Genomic DNA, 18990 nt, shown 5'->3' with positions numbered 1-18990 from the left:
ACACCCCAGCCATCGGCCAAGGCGCCAGCTTAGCTCAGGCGCTTTCGTAAAGACGCGTCATGACAAACTCACGATGGCCCAGCGCTTCAGCCGCTGTCAGGCGACCATTCGCAGTACGCACCATCATTTCCAGCAGGGTATCGCCGGCCTGATCCATATCCATTTCCCGGCGCAGCAGATGCGTTACATCCACATCAATATGCTCGCTCATGGTGCGCAGGGTGCGCGGGTTGGCACACAGCTTGATGACCGGCAGAATCGGGTTACCGATTACGTTGCCCTGGCCAGTCGGGAAGAAATGCACCACATAACCCGCTGCCGCACACAGGGTGACCATCTCGGCCGCCGCTGAAGAGGAATCCATGAACCACAGGCCCGAGCCGGTAGGCGTTTCGGCCTTATCCAGCACCCCGTCGACCATACAGCGCTTACCGATCTTCTGGATATTACCCAGCGCCTTTTCTTCGATAGTGGTCAAGCCGCCTTCAATGTTGCCCTTGGTCGGCTGTGACTCGGACAGATCGCTGGTCTTGTAGCGATCAATCATGTCGCTGTAGCTGTCGAACATCGCCTGGAACTGCTCACGCACTTCAGGGGTGGCGCAGCGTTCTGCTACCAGGTGCTCACCGCCAGTCAGCTCGGACGTTTCGCCGAATACCAGGGTACAGCCTGCATCATAGAGCTTATCGAAGGCGTTACCTGTGGTCGGGCAGGAGGCCAGACCAGAGGTCGTGTCAGACTCACCGCACTTGGTCGAGACCCACAGCTCGTTGATATCGCATTCTTCACGCTGCTGCTCGCTGGCGTACTGAACAAACTCACGCGCCTTTTTGGACGCGGCACAGATAGTATTGTGATCACCATTCTGCTCGATCCAGAAGCCTTCAACAGGCTTGCCGGTTGCCTTGATGCCGTCAACCACCTTGTTGGTCCAGCCCGGCTCAATGCCAATCACGATCACTGCCGCCACATTGGGGTTGCTGCCAATACCAATCAGGGTACGGAAGTGCAGATCAAGATCCGGGCCAAACTGCAGGCGGCCATAGGCATGCGGCAGCGCCATGGTGCCCTTGATGTTATTGGCAACGGCTTCGGCGGCAGCGTTGGAAATATCGTCTACCGGCAGCACGATGACGTGATTGCGAACACCGACACGCCCGTTCTTGCGACGATAACCCAGAAATTTGCGACCTTGGATTTCCATCTTTACCACCTCTTGGTTTTAACGTTGTGGACGTGCAGGTGCTCGCCTTTCTTGATCGGCTTGATAGCGCGGCCGATATCGACGCTGTACTTCATTACCGCATCGCTTTCTGCCAGATCACGAACGGCCAGCTTGTGCCCGATCGGGATAGGGTCACTGACGGTGCACGTAATTGTCTGATCACCTTGCATGACCCAGCCTGTCAGTTCCTGACCCGCCTGAATCCCCTCGACCACCGCGACGCCGACACTGTCGTCGGCATCATGCACTACGAAGTCGATACTCATGATGTCTCCTCTCATCGTTGTGAAACCACAACTCATATATATGACATATGATAGATGATAGCAAGTCCTCTGTATGTTTTTTTGTTATTATTGCTCTAATGCAAAGATCGTTATGAGCGCAAACCATTGATGGAAGTGGCTGCCCTGTTTAGCAACACTTCAAGGAACGGAACAGAACATGAACGACCAGCCGACACCCAGCTACCGCCCGCTGTATCAGCAAATCAAGGAAGCCCTGCTATCACGCATTGTCTCGGGCATTTGGCCACCGGGCACTTACATCCCCAGCGAGTCTGCCCTCTCACAGGAATACGGTGTCAGCGTAGGTACGCTGCGCAAGGCCGTTGATGCGCTGGCCAACGAGCACGTGGTTATTCGTCATCAGGGGAAAGGCACCGTCGTTGCCACCCACGACAGTGATCGTTCGCTGTTTCAGTTTTTCCATTTTGTGCGCTTTGATGGCTCACGCTCGCTTCCGGTTTCCCGGGTGCTGCAGCGCAGATGCCGCCAGGCCACGGCGGAAGAAGCCCAGGCGCTTGAACTTGAGGAAGGCACCGTGGTTGTTCATATCCAACGCATCAGGGTGCTGGACGACGTACCGGCATTACTGGAAGATCTGGTGGTGGATGCCGCGCGCTTCCCGGCGCTCGAAAATGAACCACAGACATTGCCCAACACCCTTTATCAGCTGTATCAGCAGAAATTCAGCCAGAGTGTTGCAAAGGCGGAGGAACGCTTACTAGCCGTTGCCGCTGGCCAACAGGAGCAGAAACACCTGGGCGTAGAGATTGGCTCACCGCTGCTTGAAGTCCGCCGGATTGCCCGAGGCCTGCAAGGCGAAGCCCTTGAATACCGTGTTTCACGCTGTAACACCCAACACCACTGCTACCTGAACGAGCTGTAACATAGGCTAAGGGGTTAACTTACTCAAACAGGCGCTGGCATCACCGCTAGCGCCGAAGCGGTGGCGTTGCCGCTGTCGGTCAGGAATTTTAGGCAATTCTGATGTAACGCGCGCCAGCATGTGTGGCTTGGTAGTGAGGACAAAGCCGCAACGTAAAAGGCGTCGCCGTGCCTGGCCTTGTTAACCAAAATCAGAGTGCACGCTCAACAGCGGATTCAATTTCACTGAAAGCTTCAGGCTGACAGTTACGAATATTCATCATTAAATACTGAATACAATGATGTTTTTCCAACCCTAAATGTTTAGAAAGTTCATGAAACTCATCATGCTTGCCCGCCTGTAGACCGTACTCAATTACCTCCGCGAGCCAGTCTTCATCCGTGCCCAGCATATTAGCAAGGCTAGTGATAAACTCGACGTTTGCTTGGAGAAGCCAAGCTTCTGGCCAAGCTTCACCTGGAAGGTAGGCAACGCGCCCTTTGAACCATTCATCGAAACCTGGGTCAGTTAACTCCGCCATCTTCTTTGCATGTTCAGCGTTATCATTCTCTAGCTTGCGCTGATCACCATCAAATATTGCCAAAATCGGACGGGGTTCTTTTCGTGCGTAGGCCGCTGCTAGCTGTCTACTTAGTGCTGCAGCTGAACCTACCGATATGGGATTAACACGTTGTCGGAGGTTTGTAGGTAGCGCAAACGTAAAAATCTCGGCAGCAACGCCATCTTCAAGCATTACATCCAATTCTTTTATTTCGCTTGCACCCATTTTTGCCATAGCGAACTCTGGTGCAATACCTTCGGTAATAAGGGTTTTATTTTGTACAGACTCAACAAATTTCCTAGCATCTGGCGGAAGGCTATCGAATATCTCCTTCGAATGGGTCGTACAAATCACCTGAATTCTTCTCTCGAGACAGCTCTCTTTAAGCTTCCTTAACAACTTTCTCTGTGCGTCTATATGCAAGCCCAACTCAATTTCATCGACAACTAGTAATGCCCCATCCTCACAGGAGTATATAATACGAAATATCTCGAAAAGAGCATTCTCTCCCGCTCCCATATTAAGTCCAGAATATTTATTTTCACCGCATTTTACGATGGGTAGACCATACTTGGAATGTTCCAGGTACCTAAGCTCGCAATATTTTTTCCCAAGGATATATCCAACAATATCTGCGACTTTTCCCTCCCACCCTTTAGGATCAGAATCCATAAAAGACTTGGAGTATGACTTGGATTGACTGCGTTCACTATGGGGAACAATTCTGTCTATCCCAAGAAACACAACATTGGAATTTATTCGTGTGGCGTAGTCATTCCATTTTCCACCTTTTCTTTTCCAACGCTTTTGATACGCCAGTCCCTTGCCATCTGGCAATGTTTTAGACTTTTTCCAGTTGTCATGGGCGAGCAGATAGAAAATTTCGATCCCTTGAGGTGGGACTTCCTCAGTATGTTGCACAAAGAAATCAGAAAACGTGTAATAGGAGTTCCTGCGTCCCTTAAGCTTAAATCCGGACCTCTTGTTGTGATAAGCGCAACAAGCAATAGCTAGTATCGTGGATTTTCCAGCTCCATTCCTGCCCGCAATTGCAGTGATCGGATAATCTATTTGCATTTTGAAAGGAGCAAGCCCTCTCAAGTTCCCTTTTCTTAAATCAATTTGCCGGAGAAGGCCTCTGCTCATATCGTTTACGAACCATTGTCGAAGCTTCTTGTCCGTGCTGCTTTCTCTATATTTATCAGTCATGATCTATCCGGTTCGCTTGAAACGATACTTCATTAGGGTATTTCGGTTAACAGCGTATTAGACGGCGCGCTCTAGGATGATTGAACGTGCCGGCACTTTTTTCCAGCAAATGCAGCCTACTAGATTCTCCCAAGCTTATGATCCTTTTGACTATTAATTACCATTAGGCTATCGCCTGCTATATTTCCCAGCTTAGGCCGCTTTGGGTCGAAAGCAGCCACCACTTGACCTATTCCCCTTCAACCCTCACCCACAAAAACGTCGGCCTGCTCATGCTGAACCGGGCCGGCTGGGTGTTGTTTGGGTGATTGGCATTTTTGCGTCATGCGGCCTCTTCCTTGGCGCCTTTTAAGTCACAATATCAGCTAATGTAGTAGGTTTCTATAATTGACATTTGACGGTTTGTGGCTCTGGTCGTCGTTCACCTCTTCGCCGTCTCCAAAGGCGTTGAGCTGGGTTTGATGCCTGCTCCCCCCTCGCCAGTAGCGCGTTGGCGGCTTGCTTTGCGAAGCCATCCTGGATTTGTGGCTCTCCTGGCAAAGTCAAAATGGATTCCCGATTACCCCACTCGGGAATGACAGTGTTGGGTCGAAACCAGCCTTCCCTCTCATCGCGATACCCCATCAAAATCCGCTCACCTTTCAGTTCAGCCTAGCACAGGATGCTTCAATCAGTTGAATATCGTAAGCTTGTGTAATGAATTACCACTCCGCCGCATAAGCAGGATGCTGCCATGGATAAGAAGGCTATCAGCGAACGCGATATTTGCACCTAGTTCATTACCCCTGCCTGGGTGCAGGCGGGTGGGATATCCAGACCCAGGTACATGAGTAAGTTACCTTTACCGCTGGGCGCATCATCGTGCGGGGGCGGATGCATACTCGGGGTAAAAAGCGCCGTGCGGATTACCTGCTGAGCTTCCAGAAAAACCAGCCGATAGCGGTGATAGAAGCCAAGGATAACAAGCACAGTCTGGGCGATGGCATGCAGCAGGCGCTGACCGAGTTTCCATCGTCTGATGCATTATTGGATGGCTACTGCCAGTATAAGAAAATGCCAGTTGCCAGAACTGTAGTGGAAGGAGGGCTGAACTAATGGTTTACAGCAGGCCATGGACGTCGTTCCCAGATCAGCTGGCGCTGCTCAAATCCCGAGGCATGGTAGTCAGCGACGAGACCGCCGCTCTGGATTATCTGCAGCGGGTAGGCTACTACCGCCTCAGCGCTTACTGGTACCCGTTTCGCAAGTTCGAGGTCGTGCAAAGCAGTGAACCCGGCAAGCTAACCACAAAAGCGATGGATGAGTTTCACTCAGACACCCAGTTTGTGGATGCGGTGCGCCTGTACCTGTTCGACAAGCAGTTGCGGCTGCTGGCCATGGACGCGCTCGAACGCATTGAAGTTGCTCTACGCGTAGATATCGCTCACCTGCTGGGAAAACGTTCTGTGTTTGCGCACCTAGATTCAGACCAGTTACACCCATCTTTTATCCGCAAAAAACTCAGCGGTGGCCAAACACGCTTTGAGAAATGGGAAGAAAAATGCCGAGGCTTGCAACGTCGCTCAAAGGAAGACTTCGTTAAACATTATCGAGTGAAACACGGCCCGTCTTTGCCAATATGGGTAGCGGTAGAGACCTGGGACTTCGGCGCACTGTCTCAATTTTTTGCCATGATGAAAGTGAAGGATCAACGGGTACTGGCCAATCGCTACGGCGTTAACGACTGGAACACTTTCCAGACATGGCTACGTTCGCTGAACTATCTACGCAATCTGTGCGCGCACCATAGCCGCCTCTGGAACCGTAACGTAGCAGACCAACCCAGTTTGGCAGGTACAGACACTATTGCATGGTGCTGCAGCTTTATAGGGAAAAAGGACTTGATCGCCAAGCCGTTTCTACTGCTGGCCATTTGCCGTCACATGGTCAAAATCGTATGCCCAGATACCGAGTGGCATAAGCGGCTGGCAAACCACATACTGTCGTTTCCCGAGCAGCACTCGCAACGTTCATTATCCATTATGGATATGGGCATACCGAAAGGTTGGGGTAGTTGGTGGTAACACGAAAACTAAAAATAAGAACCCCCGCGTAGGTTCCTGTTGGAGCCAAGAGGCGGGGGCCGTGTTACTGAAAATAATAAGCCGCTCATAGTGAATTTGCAACTGCCCCAGAGCCTGCAGCCATAAAAAGAATGCCCCGGCCTTATTAGCCTCTGGTGCACTGGTTTTCAGCCCGACGACATCACGTTTCGCTTGGTCAGCCGTCAATGTGCGCACATCATCTAACGCCTTCCAAGGCCACCCTTGAGTCTCAGGCGTCACACTGCGAGACTAAAAACTCTGGTAACTTACCCACAACCCCTTCGGGAGGTGCCTGATGAGCATAAAGGTTAACTACACACCGGCGACTGCGCTAATCGTGGTCGACATGCAAAACGATTTCTGTGAAGGCGGTGCCCTTGGGGTGGCCGGTGGTGCTGCCCTGGTGCCGGGTATCAACGCTGAAATTGAGGCCGCTCGGGCAGCAGGTGCGCTGGTGGTGGCGACCCGCGATTGGCACCCGGTTGACCATGTGAGTTTTGAGCATCGCGGCGGCCCTTGGCCGGTACACTGCGTACAGGATACCCCGGGTGCCGATTTCCACCCGGATCTGCAACTGCCCGCTGAGGCCATTCGCGTCAGCAAGGCCACCGCCTTTGATGCGGATGCCTATTCCGGTTTCGATGGCACCGGCCTGGGTGGTTATCTCAAGGAAAAAGGCATCAAGAGCGTGGTCGTGTGCGGGCTGGCACTCGATGTGTGCGTTCACGCCACCGTGCTGGATGCCCGCCAGGAAGGCTTTGCCACCCTGCTGCTGGAACCCCTGAGTGCCGCCGTTGACCCGCAAGCCGTGCCCAAGTGTCGTCAGGCATTTCACGACGCCGGTGCCGAGGTGCGCGCATGACGGGCTCCCCGATGGTCGACGACAGCGAACTGGCCCTGCTCACTGATCTTTATCAGCTGACCATGACCCAGGCGTACTGGAAAGAAGCCTATGACCAGCGCGCCACCTTCAGCCTGTTCTTTCGCAAACTGCCACCGGCGCGGCGCTTCATGCTTGCCTGCGGCCAGCAGCATGCCGCTGCCCTGGTGAATGAGCTGCGCTTTAGTGAGGCCGCGCTGGCAAAACTTGCCGAGACGGGCCTGTTCGAGACGGGCTTTCTGGACTGGCTACGCGACTGGCGCTTTGAAGGAGATATTCACACCCTGCCTGAAGGCACCCCGGTGTTTCCCAATGAGCCCCTGCTTGAAGTCGATGCGCCGATTGCCCATGCCCAGCTGCTGGAAAGCCTGCTGATGAACCTGGTGCAGCTGGAAACCGTGCTCGCCTCCAAGGCCGTGCGCCTGGTGATGGCCGCCCAGGGCCACCCGGTGGTGGATTTCGGCATGCGCCGCATGCACGGAATCGATGCCGCCGTGCGCGGCGTGCGGGCCTACCGCAACGCCGGGCTGGCGGGCACCAGCAATGTGCTGGGCGGCTTGCGCCACGGCCTTGCCATCAATGGCACCATGGCCCACAGCTATGTGCTCGCCCATGACGACGAATACGAGGCCTTCCGATTGTTCGCTCGCCATTACCCGAACACCACCCTGCTGGTCGATACCCACGACACCCTGGAAGGCGTCCGCAAGGTGATTGAGCTGATGCGTGAGGAGCCCGACATACGGGTGCAGGCCATTCGCCTGGATTCCGGCGACCTTGGCGACCTGGCCAAACAGGCCCGCCAGCTGTTGGATAGCGCCGGGCTCAGCAAGGTGCGTATCATCGCCAGCAGCGGTCTTGATGAACATGCTATCAGCGCCCTGCTGGAAGACGGCGCCCCCATTGATGCGTTTGGCGTGGGCACCCAGATGGGCGTTTCGGCGGATGCGCCCGTGATTGACCTTTCCTACAAGCTGGTGGCTTACGCTGGCCAGCCGCGCGTCAAGCACTCCACCGGTAAAATCAACCTGCCCTGTGCCAAGCAGGTCTACCGCCGCTACGCGGAGGACGGCGGCTATCTCGGTGACGTTATCGCCCTGCGCGATGAAGCCTTGGCTGACAGCGCTGAGCGATGTGAGCCCTTACTTCGCCCCCTGGTGGTGGCAGGCAAGCTCGACGCAGACGAGATGGCCCGCGCCGATAGCGCCAAGGAGCGAGTTGCCCAGGCACTGACACAGCTGCCGCCCGATGCCCTTGCGCTTGATGACGGCGAAAGCGGTTATTCCGTAAGGCTGAGCCCTGAGCTGGAACGACTGCGTTCAGAAAGTTGAGTGCGCTGTTTCAAACATCTGAACTGCATCAACGGCGCCTAAACCATAAAAGCCTCTGAAAAGAGGCTTTTATGGAAACATGCAAGATCCAGCATCACGGCTGGCGTGACCAGATCAGAAATCTCGCTTGTCATGCACCGCTTTTGCTGTGCCTGGAAGCGATAGGGCTGCCCCTTGTTGCTGTTGTGATTCCTGCAGCGTTTCCAGCCCAGCCCCCGGCATGCGGTAAATACCCATCTGCAGTGCCAGGTGCTCCGCCTGACGTTCAAGCTGGACGGCAGCATGGGCGGTCTCCTGAACCCGGGCCGCATTTTGCTGGGTCATCTGATCCATTTCATTGATGGCCTGATTGATTTCAGTGATTCCGCCGCTTTGCTGCTCAGACGCCGCGCTGATCTCGCCCATGATGTCCTTGACCCGGCGCGAGGCGTCCAACGCCTCATTCATCGCCGCTTCGGCCTTGCGTACTTCCTGGGCACCGCTGTCGATATCCTGACTGGAAGAAGCAATCAGAGTGCGAATTTCCTTGGCAGCCTCGCCGCTACGCCCTGCCAGCCTGCGCACCTCTTCGGCCACCACCGCGAAACCACGGCCCTGCTCACCGGCACGGGCGGCTTCCACCGAGGCGTTCAAGGCCAGGATATTGGTCTGGAAGGCAATGTTGTCGATCGCATCAACCATCTCTTTCATACGCTGAGCGCTTTGGGTAATGCGCTCCATACTCTGCACCACGGATTGCATCAGATCGCCGGTCTTATCCATGCTGCCGGCATTTTCTCCGGCCAGCCCATTGGCCTGGCGTGCGTTGTCAGTGTTCTGCTGAACGGTCGCGGTCATTTCCTCCATGCTGGATGCGGTCTGCTGCAGAGACGCGGCCTGCTGCTCGGTGCGCGCTGACAGCTCTTCATTACCTTGTGCAATCGAAGCGCTGGCGGGGGCCACCACGTCAACGCCGCTTTTGATCGTACGGGTGGTAGCCGTCAGGCTGTGGTGCATGATCGAAAGCGCTTTCGCAAGCTTACCCACCTCATCCCGGGTGATTCTGGGCAGGCGCGCCGCCAGGTTGCCCGAGGCAATCTGCAGGGTGGCATCGGTGGCTTGGCGCAAGGGGGTGGTAATCGCACGGATCACCAGCAGGCCGAGCACCACCAGCCCCCCAATGCTCGCCAATAGGATGGTACCTTGAGTGATCAACAGGTTACGCTCCTGCTCAAGGCTTTTCTCTGCCAGTGTGTTGGCAAATACCAGCTTGTCTTCGACCATGCTGCGGGTAATCTGGCCGAGCGCGTCAGCTTGCGGGCGCAGCACCTGATTGAAGGCGTCATCCGCATCAAAGCCATTACCGTCCAACAGCGCTGCCATGGTGGGTTCGATGCCTTGCTCAATCACGGTGGTCAATTGGTCATCAAAGCGTGCAGGGTCACCTTCAGGGTTGGCGTCAATGGCCTTGCCCGCCAGGAAACGCTCGCGGGCGGCATCAATCTGCTCTGCCATAGCGGTGGTTTCATCGGCCAGGGCTTCAATCTCGGATAAGCGCATGGCACGCGGGTTACGCACGGGCTGTTCAAGATCAATAATCAGATCAGCAAGTAACTGGTCGATGCGCTGAAGTTCCGCAATATCCTGAACGCTTACGGTATTGATCTCGCTGATCCTGTCGCTGGAAGACGTTAGCCCATAAATACTGACAACGCCGGAAAGCAGTAACAACAGCACCGGTACCAGGATCATCATCACCAGCTTGGCGCGCACCGTTCTCAGGTTGAGGCGTAAAAGCCAACCTGTCACACCGCGTCGGACGATAGCCCCGTGATCCAGGGTAAAGGAGGTACGCTTGCCTTCGCGCAGCTGGCGGTAGTAGGTCTCGGCGCGCTGGATGTCTTCGTCTGAGGGTTTCACGCGTACTGACGTATAGCCTTGGCACTGGTCGTCTTCCAAGATCGGCGTTACGTTGGCTTCTACCCAGTAGTGATCACCGTTCTTGCAGCGATTCTTGACCAGACCGCGCCAGGTTTCTCCACGCTGAATGGTGGCCCAGAAATCGGCATATGCCGCTTCCGGCATATCAGGATGGCGAATCAGGTTGTGTGGCTGACCGATCAACTCATCCCGCTCATAGCCGCTGGTGCTGATGAAGTCATCGTTGACGTAGGTGATGTGCCCCTTGAGATCGGTGCGTGAAATCAGCAGATGTTTGTCGGTCAGTGGGTATTCACGCTGGGTGACAGGTTGGTTATTGCGCATGATGTTACCCTCTGGAAATGGTCAGACTTCCGAGAGGATCATGCACGTGCCATACCGAGTGTTCAATGGTTAAAGATTATTAAATAAATTCAAGCAAACTCTGATGTGCATCAACTGACCCGCTGATAGCCACCCAAGACCCCTCTCTTGCTCAACACAAACTGCCAGAGATGGATATCACGGGCACGGAATGCCCCGGCACAGCTGAGCAGGTAGTAGCGCCACATACGGTAAAAGCGCTCACCGTAGGCCTCAGCAAGCCTGGGCCAGGCCGCCTCAAAGTTGGCATGCCAAGCCATCAGCGTTTTGTCGTAGTCGGCGCCAAAATTGTGCAGATCTTCAACCACAAACAGGCTTTCAGCAGCGTCGGTAACATGGCTAAGCGCTGGAAGCTCACCGTTAGGAAAGATATACCTGTCAATCCAAGGGTCAGGCGGAGTGCCACGCACGTTTTTACCAATGGTGTGCAGCACAAACAGCCCTTCATCCTTCAGGCAACGTGCGGCGACTTCCATATAGGTTCGGTAGTTCTTGCGCCCCACATGTTCGAACATGCCAAGACTGACGACGCGATCAAACTTCTCGGTTTCATTACGGTAGTCCTGCAAACGAAACTCAACCGGTAACTCTTTTTCGATCAAGGATTTGCCATAACTGGCCTGCTCACGGGAAATCGTCAGCCCTACGCATTCCACGCCATAATGCTCGGCCGCATAGGCCATGAAACTGCCCCAGCCGCAGCCTATATCGAGCACTCGCATACCGGGTTTCAGCTCCAGTTTGCGACAGATCAGATCCAGCTTGGCTTCCTGCGCATCCGCCAGGTTATCTGCCTCTTTCCAGTAGCCGCAGGTGTACGTCATACGCGGATCAAGCATGGCCGCATAAAGGTCATTACCGAGATCATAATGAACCTCGCCGACCTCAAAGGCCCGCGCAGGCGTCTGCAAATTCAGCAGCCTGCTGCGTAGATGATGAAGCGCCAGCTTGCGCGGATTAATCTCGCAAGGAAGCCGGGCACGCATAAGATGATAGAAGAACTCATCAAGTTGCTCTGCGTCCCAGTCACCGTTCATGTAGGACTCACCCAGGCCGAGATTGCCGCGCACCAAGGCATCATCAATAACACCATGGGCATTGAGTTGAATATCCCAGGGGCGATCACCGTTGATGCATATATCAGCTTTTGCCAGCAGCTCGGCAACGAAGCGCTGCGAGGTGGATGTCTCGTCGTAAAAGGTACAAGTACTGCTATCCACTAGATAACTCCTTACCGTCCTCTCCGGAAGGGAGAACTGAGTTCATAGGAGGTCTCGTCGTATCAGAATAAGCGAATAAGTAAACTATACAGTTTACTTATATATCGAAATTAACATTTTAAGTGTAGGAAAAGAGCAAAAATAAAACCAGCCTCTTGTAAGTAAGTGGCTATGCAAAGTTGTTGTTTTACCCGTGCCATGACGGTTGAGCACGTCTTTAACCGCCTGAAATGGCCGACCGAAAGAGCTATAGGCCACTAGTGGTAACCAGCGATATTCACCATTGGCGGTAGCCCGCCAATGGTGAATAGAGCAATCAAACACTCGCCGCACCACCGTCACTACGGGGGTCATGAGCGCCTTCAAGTAGGCCATCAGGGTGGTGTACGATACCTCCTGCATGTCCCATGGTATCGCTGTATGCCTCGGGTAACACACTGACATCATGGCCTGCCGTGCTCAGCTGGGCGACCGTATCAGCAGCGAAGCGTGACTCCATCTTAAGGTTGGTGCTTTCTTCTCCCCAGGTTCTGCCCAGTAGCCAACGCGGTGCACTGACAGCCGCTTGCAACGGCATATTATAAAAGGCATAACGCGAAAAGACGGCGGCCTGGGTCTGTGGCTGACCTTCACCGCCCATGGTACCGTAAACCATGGTTCGCCCATCCTTGAACTGTGCAAGTGCCGGGTTAAGGGTATGAAATGGCTTTCGGCCCGGACTCAATGCCCGTAATGCAGAAGGGTCAAGTGAAAAGCTGATACCACGGTTCTGCCACAGGACACCGCTTTCTGGCAGTACGACGCCACTTCCGAATTCCCAGTAAATGCTCTGAATAAAACTGACGGCGCGCCCTTCGCTATCCACACAGCCCATCCAGATGGTGTCTCCTTCAGCAGGAACATGCGGCCAGGGTAAAGCCCGCTGCATGTCAATCTGCTCAGCTTCCTGATCCAGGTGATGTTTTTCCAGCAGTGATGACAAGGCTACAGGTAAATGTTCCGGGTCTGTCACGACACGATCTCGCAGCATGAAAGCGCGCTTGGTCGCTTCAATTAGCCCGTGCAGGTGCTCATAGCTCTCCCCTTCAGCGACCTTGAGCCGCTCGAACAGCGCCAAGATCATCAAGGATGCAACACCCTGGGTGGGGGCTGGCAGATTAAAAAGCGTCGCCTCCGCCAGTTCAACCTGTAAGGGTTTGACCCGTTGCGCCTGGTAACCATGAAAATCATCCAGACGCAGTGGGCTACCAGCTTCCGTCAGGTCGTGAGCCATGCTGCCCGCCAGCTCACCGCGATAGAAGTCGCTCAGCCCGCGTTTTGCCAAATGCGCCAGGGTTGCCGCCAGCCTGGGCTGACACAACCGGCTACCTTGCGGTGGCGGTTTACCGCCTTGCAGGAAGGTTTCCTTGAAACCCGGGCTTTGGCTGAGCCGCTTCTGGTGCTTGGCGGTTAATGCATGCTGACTTTGCGTGACCGCAACGCCCGTACGCGCATGATGAATGGCATCCGCCAGCAGGTCCTCTAGTGGCATGGAAGCCCCCCAGCCTTTGGCAACTTCCAGGGCCTTTTCCCAACCATTGAGGGTGCCTGCCATGGTGAGTGCTGCCAGAGGTCCTCGCTCGGGAATCTGCTGATGCTGCGCGTAAAACCCTGGTGTTGCCAGATTGGCTGCTCCACCGCAGGCATCAATGGCCACCGGGTCTTTACCCGGTTCGTGAATCAGCCAAAAACCATCCCCCCCAATAGCATTCATATGCGGGTAAACAACGGCAATGCTGGCCGCAGCAGCCACCATCGCCTCAACCGCATTGCCACCAGCTTTCAGAATATCGCGCCCAGCCTCTGCTGCCAGGTGGTGAGGGGCTACACACATGCCGCCGTAACTGCGTCGGGTATGAATCATAAAAATACGTCCAACTGATAGTGAAATGTTCTGCTCAGGGCCTACCAACCAATAGCATCAGGCAACCAGGTGGCAATGGAGGGATAGGCAAAGACGAGAGCAACGGCCAGGAATTGCAGCGCAATAAACGGTAATACGCCTTTGTAGATATCAACGGTGGTCACCTCATCAGGTGCAACGCCTTTCAGGAAAAACAGTGACCAACCAAAGGGCGGTGTCAAAAAAGAAGTTTGCAGGATCAACCCGATCAGAATGCCCAGCCACACCATATCGACCCCCATCTGCACAAAAAAGGGTAAAAATAGTGGCAAGGCCACATAAGTGATTTCAATCCATTCAAGGAACAGGCCCAACACGAACATCAGTAGCAACATGAACAGCATGGCCCCTGTCACACCGCCGGGTACCCATTCAAACATGCGCTCTACAAGATGCTCTCCTCCCAAGCCACGAAACGCTAGCCCGAATACTTGCGCACAAATCAGGATAAAGAACACCATCGCTGAAATAAGCAGCGTTGACTTGGCAACCTCCACTAAGAGCGGAAAACGTAGACGCCCAGAGAGCGCTACAAACAATAAGGCGCCAATCGCTCCCATTCCGGCCGCTTCAGTGGGAGCGGCAACCCCACCGATAATCGACCCAAGCACCGCCAACACCAACCCCACAGGAGGAGCAACCACATAAAACACCTTGCGGATCAATTCACCACGCCCCATGGCATTGCGTTCCTCCACAGGAATTGGCGGCATTAACCCTGGCTTAAAGGCAGCCAACAGCAAAATGGCAAGGATATAAACAGCCGCCAGGGTCAGCCCGGGTATCATGGCCGCTGCAAACATTGTGCCCACGGATTCCCCCAGAATTTCGGCCAGCAGAATCAGCACAAGACTGGGCGGAATGATTTGCCCCAGCGTGCCAGAGGCACAGATCATGCCGGTAGCTAAGGGCTTTGGGTAGCCACGCTGAAGAAGCGTCGGCAAGGTCAACAGGCCCAACGTGACGATGGTGGCGCCTACAATTCCCGTCGCAGCGCCTAACAAGACGCCGATGGCAATAATCGCCACACCCATACCGCCCGCAACACGGCCAAACAGATGGCCCACAATATCAATCAGCTCTTCCGCCAGCTTGGATTTTTCCAACATGACGCCCATAAAGACGAACAATGGAATGGCCATGAAGGTGTAGTTGGTGACCACCCCATAGATACGCGAAGGCAGGAGATTGAACAGCATGGGGCCAAAACCGATATAGCCAAACACAAAGGCACTGCTGGCGATCGCAATGCCCACAGGCAAACCAATCAGCAGCAACACAAAAAATGCGACAATCATTCCAATCGCCAGCCATTCATTCGGAGACATTAGGCTCCCTCCTTCTTGCTGAGTGCAAAACCATGACGTAATACATGCGCCAGGCTTTGCATGGCCAGGAGCAGGAAACCAAGCGGAAGAAAGGCCTTCAGCACCCAACGCCAGGGTAAACCACCCGGATTGGGCGATGCTTCGTTACGCAGCCAGGATTGCTCTACCCAGGGCAGGCAGAGCCACATGGAGTAGAGGGCTATCGCCATCAGCATCAAGCCCCCCATAACTTCAATGACGCGCTTCACTCCCTCTGGAAAGTGCTCAAAAAAAACATCGACACGTACCTGCTCACCGCGATAAAGCGCATAGGAAATGCCAAATAGGGCAATCGGTGAAATCAGGTGCCATTGCAGCTCCTGCAACCATACGGCGCCTACCCGGAAAAAATAGCGCATCATCACATCACCGGTGACCAGCAATACCAGGACCACGCAGACACAGGCGGCCAGCCCGCCAAATAGACGAACCGCCGCCTCGAGTCCGTGGACCATACGCTCCACGGCTCTCATCTCACACTCCCAGAATAGATGTATGCCATGGGCCTTCACTGATGCCGGCCCAGCGGTCATGCTTGGCTTTAAAGGCCATATAGCTGTCATGCACCTTGCGCACCAAGGGATCAGCATTCGCCTCGGTGGCTAGCGTATCCCGAGTGGCCTCGCGCAATGCTTCAACAACAGGCGCCGGCAATACCTGGGCGTTGACACCATGATTCTCGACCAGATCAGTCAAGGCTTCGCCATTCACCGCCTCCGACCAGGTGACGCTTTCCAGACAGGAGGCCATACAGGCAGAACGCACTATCATCTGCAGATCTTCCGGCAGGCTGTCCCACTGTGCCTTGCCGATCAAAAGCTCGCCGGTGGTGGCAGGTTCGTGCCATCCGGTCGTGTGGTAATAACTGGCAGCGTTCTGTAGCCCCAGGCGCCTGTCCTGATAAGGGCCTACAAACTCTGCCGCATCGATCACACCACGTTCCAGTGCGGGGAAGATTTCGCCACCTGGCAACACTCTGGCATCGACTCCCAAGGCGGCATAAACCTTGCCTGCCAAGCCAGGGATACGCATGCGCAACCCATTTAACTGACCGATATCCTCGATGGGCTCACGGAACCACCCGGTCATCTGCACACCCGTGTTATTCAGAGGGAAAGCGACCATGCCATAGGGTTCATACACTTCATGCCACAACTCCAGCCCGCCGCCATGGAACAGCCAGGCCATATGGCCCAGGAAGCTCATCCCGAACGGCACGGTGGTAAAATACTGCGCCGCGAACGTGGTGCCAGACCAGAAGTAGCTGTTGGCCGCGTTCATTTCGATTACCCCGGACTGAACCGCTTCAAAGCCTTCAAGGGCAGGAATGAGTTCACCGGCGGCAAAGTGCTGGATGTTGAGTCGTCCTCCCGACATGGTGTTGATCTTTTGAATCATGTCGGTCGGGCTACCAGGGCCCTCAACATAAAACGGCGAGCCCGGACCGTACGCATTCGTCATGCGCCAATTGAAGGTAGACGGCGACTGCGCCGCGGCAATACCGGGGGCACCAAGGACAAGCCCGGCGGTGGAAGAGACAGCAGCGGTCGTAACAAACTGACGACGTGAAAGCGACATGGCATCTAACCTCATCTGATCAATGGATAACAGCAACGGCGAGGAACTTGCAAAGGCCATGCCAAAAAATCGATTTTTTTATTTATAAAAGATTTAGCAATCATTTATCGGTGAATATGCATTGTGCAGCACCTCGCCTGATCTGCTTGCCTGATAAAGACTGCACCAATTCAGGGCCTTGCAGGCCACACAATGCCGCTTTTGAGTGCGGCACCATGTTTTTTCTTGCACGATTGCCGTCGATCAGCTCAACCGAGAAATACAGCGCCGTAACACAAGGACGCCAGGACAACAAAGGCGGGATGAATACGGAAATGCAGGAGTGAGATAGCCGCCGCCACGCCAATCACCACCGTATGGAGAGTACCGATTTGCTGCAGGCCCTCATTTAAAAAGCTGAACGCCAGCCATCCCATCATCATGGCGATGACCGGACGTACCCATTGGCTCATTCGCTGCACTTTAGGTGAGTGGCGATGGCGATAAATCAAACCCAGTGCGGCAAGCATGAGCAGAATTGAAGGAACCACACTCGCCAGTATGGCAATGATAGCCCCCAGAACGCCTGCTACTTCAAAACCGATATACCCCGCCATCTTGGTGGCAATGGGGCTAGGCAAGGCATTGCCGATGGCCAGAATTTCAGCAAACTGTTGCGCATTCATCCACCCGTAATGAGTCACAACCTGTGCTTCGATGAGGGGGATGATCGCGGGACCACCCCCGTAGCCGACCATGTTGGGGATAAAAAAAGCCAGGAACACTTGCCAATAGATCATGACCTTTCCTCCCTACGCCCAGGCGCTGGCAGTAGCAAAGCCGCCGCCAACAGGCCACCCACCACCCACCCCGGATGCAGACCAAGCCCATAGATCAGCCCGCCGGCACACAAAGCAATGGCAATACTCGGCGACATGCCCAGCGCCAGGCGTGACTTGTTACCGAAATCAAGCATCAACTGGAGCATCATAACCATGACCACTGGCAGCATCGCCGACCCCATACCCTGAATCCAGCCTACCTCCTGATAGTGATTCAGCACGCCAAGCAACAGAATCATTGCCAGGATCATCGGCAGGATAGTGGCGACAACGGCGATGCAGCAGCCCATGACGCCACTGACGCGATAACCGATATACCCCGGTAGCTTGGTCGCAATAGGCCCTGGAAGCGTATTACCAATTGCCAGCATGTCTGCAAAATCATCATCGCTCATCCAAGCGTGACGCTTGACGACCTCGTGTTGTATCAGTGGAATCATGGCTGGGCCACCACCAAAACCCAGCAGGCCAATTCGGGTGAATGACCAGAACAGGGAACGTAAATTGACAGTATTAATAGTACGCAAGATAAGCCTCATGAAAGTAAGATAAGGGTTTAAGATTGATCATTCTAATTATTATCGTATTTTAGTTAAAAAATCGATTATCTGACATTATTATGTATTAGCCGGCGCAGAAAGGCGTCTGACATCCCGTTATTTCAGGAGGAAAGGGAGAATGGCTGCACTGAAACGAAAGGAGTTGATCAACACATCGAGCAAGCTCTATGAAACCCTGCGTCGAGACCTGGTAAGCGGGCGCTTCAAGGCGGGCGAAAAGATTGCCATCAGCGCACTGAAGGTACGTTATAACGTGGGGCTAAGCCCGTTACGTGAGGCCTTGAACCGCTTAGCCGCGTATGGGCTTCTGGAACAGGAAAACCAGCGCGGTTTTCGCGTTCCTCGCCTGGAGCGTGCTGAACTGGATGATATTGCCACCATGCGGCGCGAACTGGAGGGAATGGCATTACAACGTGCCATCGAACGCGGAGATACCATGTGGGAATCAGAATTGCTTGCCGCTGCCCACCGTTTGAAGCGTGCCAATGATACGCCTGAGCATATTGAGGAATGGGAACGCCTGCATGCCCAGTTCCACCGAACCTTGGTCGCACCTTGCGAGTCAGCATGGCTGCTACGTTTTATAGAACAGCTACACGACCAGTTTGACCGTTACCGTCGCCTGGCCCCTGAAGCGCCCGAGACACGCCGCTTACTGGATACCCAACACGGCGAACTGGTCTCGCTGACCCTTGAACGCAAGGCAGTGGAAGCCCGAGAGTTGCTGGATGACCACATACAGCGCTCCTATGAAATCGCACTGGTCAGCTTCCAGTGAC

17 protein-coding genes are annotated in these 18990 nt (G+C 54.4%); 6 read left to right on the top strand and 11 right to left on the bottom strand.

Annotation, left to right across the window (positions count from 1 at the left end; all coding sequences use genetic code 11):
* Positions 1-34 precede the first annotated feature (34 nt).
* Complete coding sequence (locus OR573_00770; GenBank protein ID XGA80220.1) at positions 35-1204, bottom strand: UxaA family hydrolase; 1170 nt, start codon at positions 1202-1204, stop codon at positions 35-37.
* A gap of 2 nt (positions 1205-1206) precedes the next feature.
* The gene (locus OR573_00765) at positions 1207-1491 is read right to left on the bottom strand and encodes a UxaA family hydrolase (protein ID XGA80219.1); all 285 of its coding nucleotides are present in this window, start codon (positions 1489-1491) and stop codon (positions 1207-1209) included.
* A gap of 178 nt (positions 1492-1669) precedes the next feature.
* Here OR573_00765 and OR573_00760 point away from each other — a divergent pair, with 178 nt between their 5' ends.
* Positions 1670-2395, top strand: coding sequence for a GntR family transcriptional regulator (locus tag OR573_00760; protein ID XGA80218.1), 726 nt, complete (start codon positions 1670-1672; stop codon positions 2393-2395).
* 190 nt (positions 2396-2585) lie between these two features.
* Here the strand turns inward: OR573_00760 and OR573_00755 are convergent, their stop codons facing one another.
* The gene (locus OR573_00755) at positions 2586-4145 is read right to left on the bottom strand and encodes an AAA family ATPase (protein XGA80217.1); all 1560 of its coding nucleotides are present in this window, start codon (positions 4143-4145) and stop codon (positions 2586-2588) included.
* Positions 4146-5018: 873 nt separating this feature from the next.
* On the opposite strand from OR573_00755, the gene OR573_00750 reads away from it, so the two are divergent.
* The 4 genes from OR573_00750 (at position 5019) to OR573_00735 (ending at position 8440) form a co-directional block, all read left to right on the top strand.
* Entirely contained in the window at positions 5019-5240 is a 222-nt protein-coding gene (locus OR573_00750) for a hypothetical protein (protein XGA80216.1), read from the top strand.
* Positions 5240-6208, top strand: coding sequence for an Abi family protein (locus tag OR573_00745; protein XGA80215.1), 969 nt, complete (start codon positions 5240-5242; stop codon positions 6206-6208). The genes OR573_00750 and OR573_00745 overlap by 1 nt, the downstream gene beginning before the upstream one ends.
* A gap of 316 nt (positions 6209-6524) precedes the next feature.
* Positions 6525-7091, top strand: a complete 567-nt coding sequence (locus OR573_00740) for an isochorismatase family protein (protein XGA80214.1) — start codon at positions 6525-6527, stop codon at positions 7089-7091.
* Entirely contained in the window at positions 7088-8440 is a 1353-nt protein-coding gene (locus OR573_00735; GenBank protein XGA80213.1) for a nicotinate phosphoribosyltransferase, read from the top strand. Before OR573_00740 ends, OR573_00735 begins: the two co-directional genes overlap by 4 nt.
* 114 nt (positions 8441-8554) lie before the next feature.
* On the opposite strand, the gene OR573_00730 is transcribed toward OR573_00735, so the two are convergent.
* The 8 genes from OR573_00730 to OR573_00695 form a co-directional block, all read right to left on the bottom strand.
* On the bottom strand, positions 8555-10684 hold the full coding sequence (locus OR573_00730; protein ID XGA80212.1) for a methyl-accepting chemotaxis protein: 2130 nt from the start codon (positions 10682-10684) through the stop codon (positions 8555-8557).
* Between the two features lie 110 nt (positions 10685-10794).
* Positions 10795-11943 carry a cyclopropane fatty acyl phospholipid synthase gene (gene cfa, locus OR573_00725; GenBank protein XGA80211.1) on the bottom strand — a complete coding sequence of 383 codons (1149 nt, stop codon included), beginning with the start codon at positions 11941-11943 and terminating at the stop codon, positions 10795-10797.
* A gap of 316 nt (positions 11944-12259) precedes the next feature.
* Positions 12260-13846, bottom strand: a complete 1587-nt coding sequence (locus OR573_00720) for a gamma-glutamyltransferase family protein (protein ID XGA80210.1) — start codon at positions 13844-13846, stop codon at positions 12260-12262.
* 41 nt (positions 13847-13887) lie between these two features.
* A complete protein-coding gene (locus OR573_00715; protein ID XGA80209.1) occupies positions 13888-15213 on the bottom strand; it encodes a TRAP transporter large permease subunit in 1326 nt (441 codons plus the stop codon).
* Positions 15213-15707 (bottom strand): TRAP transporter small permease subunit, encoded by a 495-nt coding sequence (locus tag OR573_00710; protein XGA80208.1) that lies wholly within the window; start codon positions 15705-15707, stop codon positions 15213-15215. The genes OR573_00715 and OR573_00710 overlap by 1 nt, the downstream gene beginning before the upstream one ends.
* Positions 15708-15726: 19 nt before the next feature.
* A complete protein-coding gene (gene dctP, locus OR573_00705; GenBank protein XGA80207.1) occupies positions 15727-16830 on the bottom strand; it encodes a TRAP transporter substrate-binding protein DctP in 1104 nt (367 codons plus the stop codon).
* A 248-nt stretch (positions 16831-17078) separates the two neighbouring features.
* The gene (locus OR573_00700) at positions 17079-17609 is read right to left on the bottom strand and encodes a chromate transporter (protein ID XGA80206.1); all 531 of its coding nucleotides are present in this window, start codon (positions 17607-17609) and stop codon (positions 17079-17081) included.
* Positions 17606-18190 carry a chromate transporter gene (locus tag OR573_00695; protein XGA80205.1) on the bottom strand — a complete coding sequence of 195 codons (585 nt, stop codon included), beginning with the start codon at positions 18188-18190 and terminating at the stop codon, positions 17606-17608. The genes OR573_00700 and OR573_00695 overlap by 4 nt, the downstream gene beginning before the upstream one ends.
* A 139-nt stretch (positions 18191-18329) precedes the next feature.
* On the opposite strand from OR573_00695, the gene OR573_00690 reads away from it, so the two are divergent.
* On the top strand, positions 18330-18989 hold the full coding sequence (locus tag OR573_00690) for an FCD domain-containing protein (protein ID XGA80204.1): 660 nt from the start codon (positions 18330-18332) through the stop codon (positions 18987-18989).
* The last annotated feature ends 1 nt before the right edge of the window (position 18990 follow it).

The sequence above is a fragment of the Halomonas sp. CH40 genome (assembly GCA_041875495.1).
GTDB lineage: Bacteria > Pseudomonadota > Gammaproteobacteria > Pseudomonadales > Halomonadaceae > Vreelandella.
This window is presented reverse-complemented; position numbering and strand designations above follow the sequence as displayed.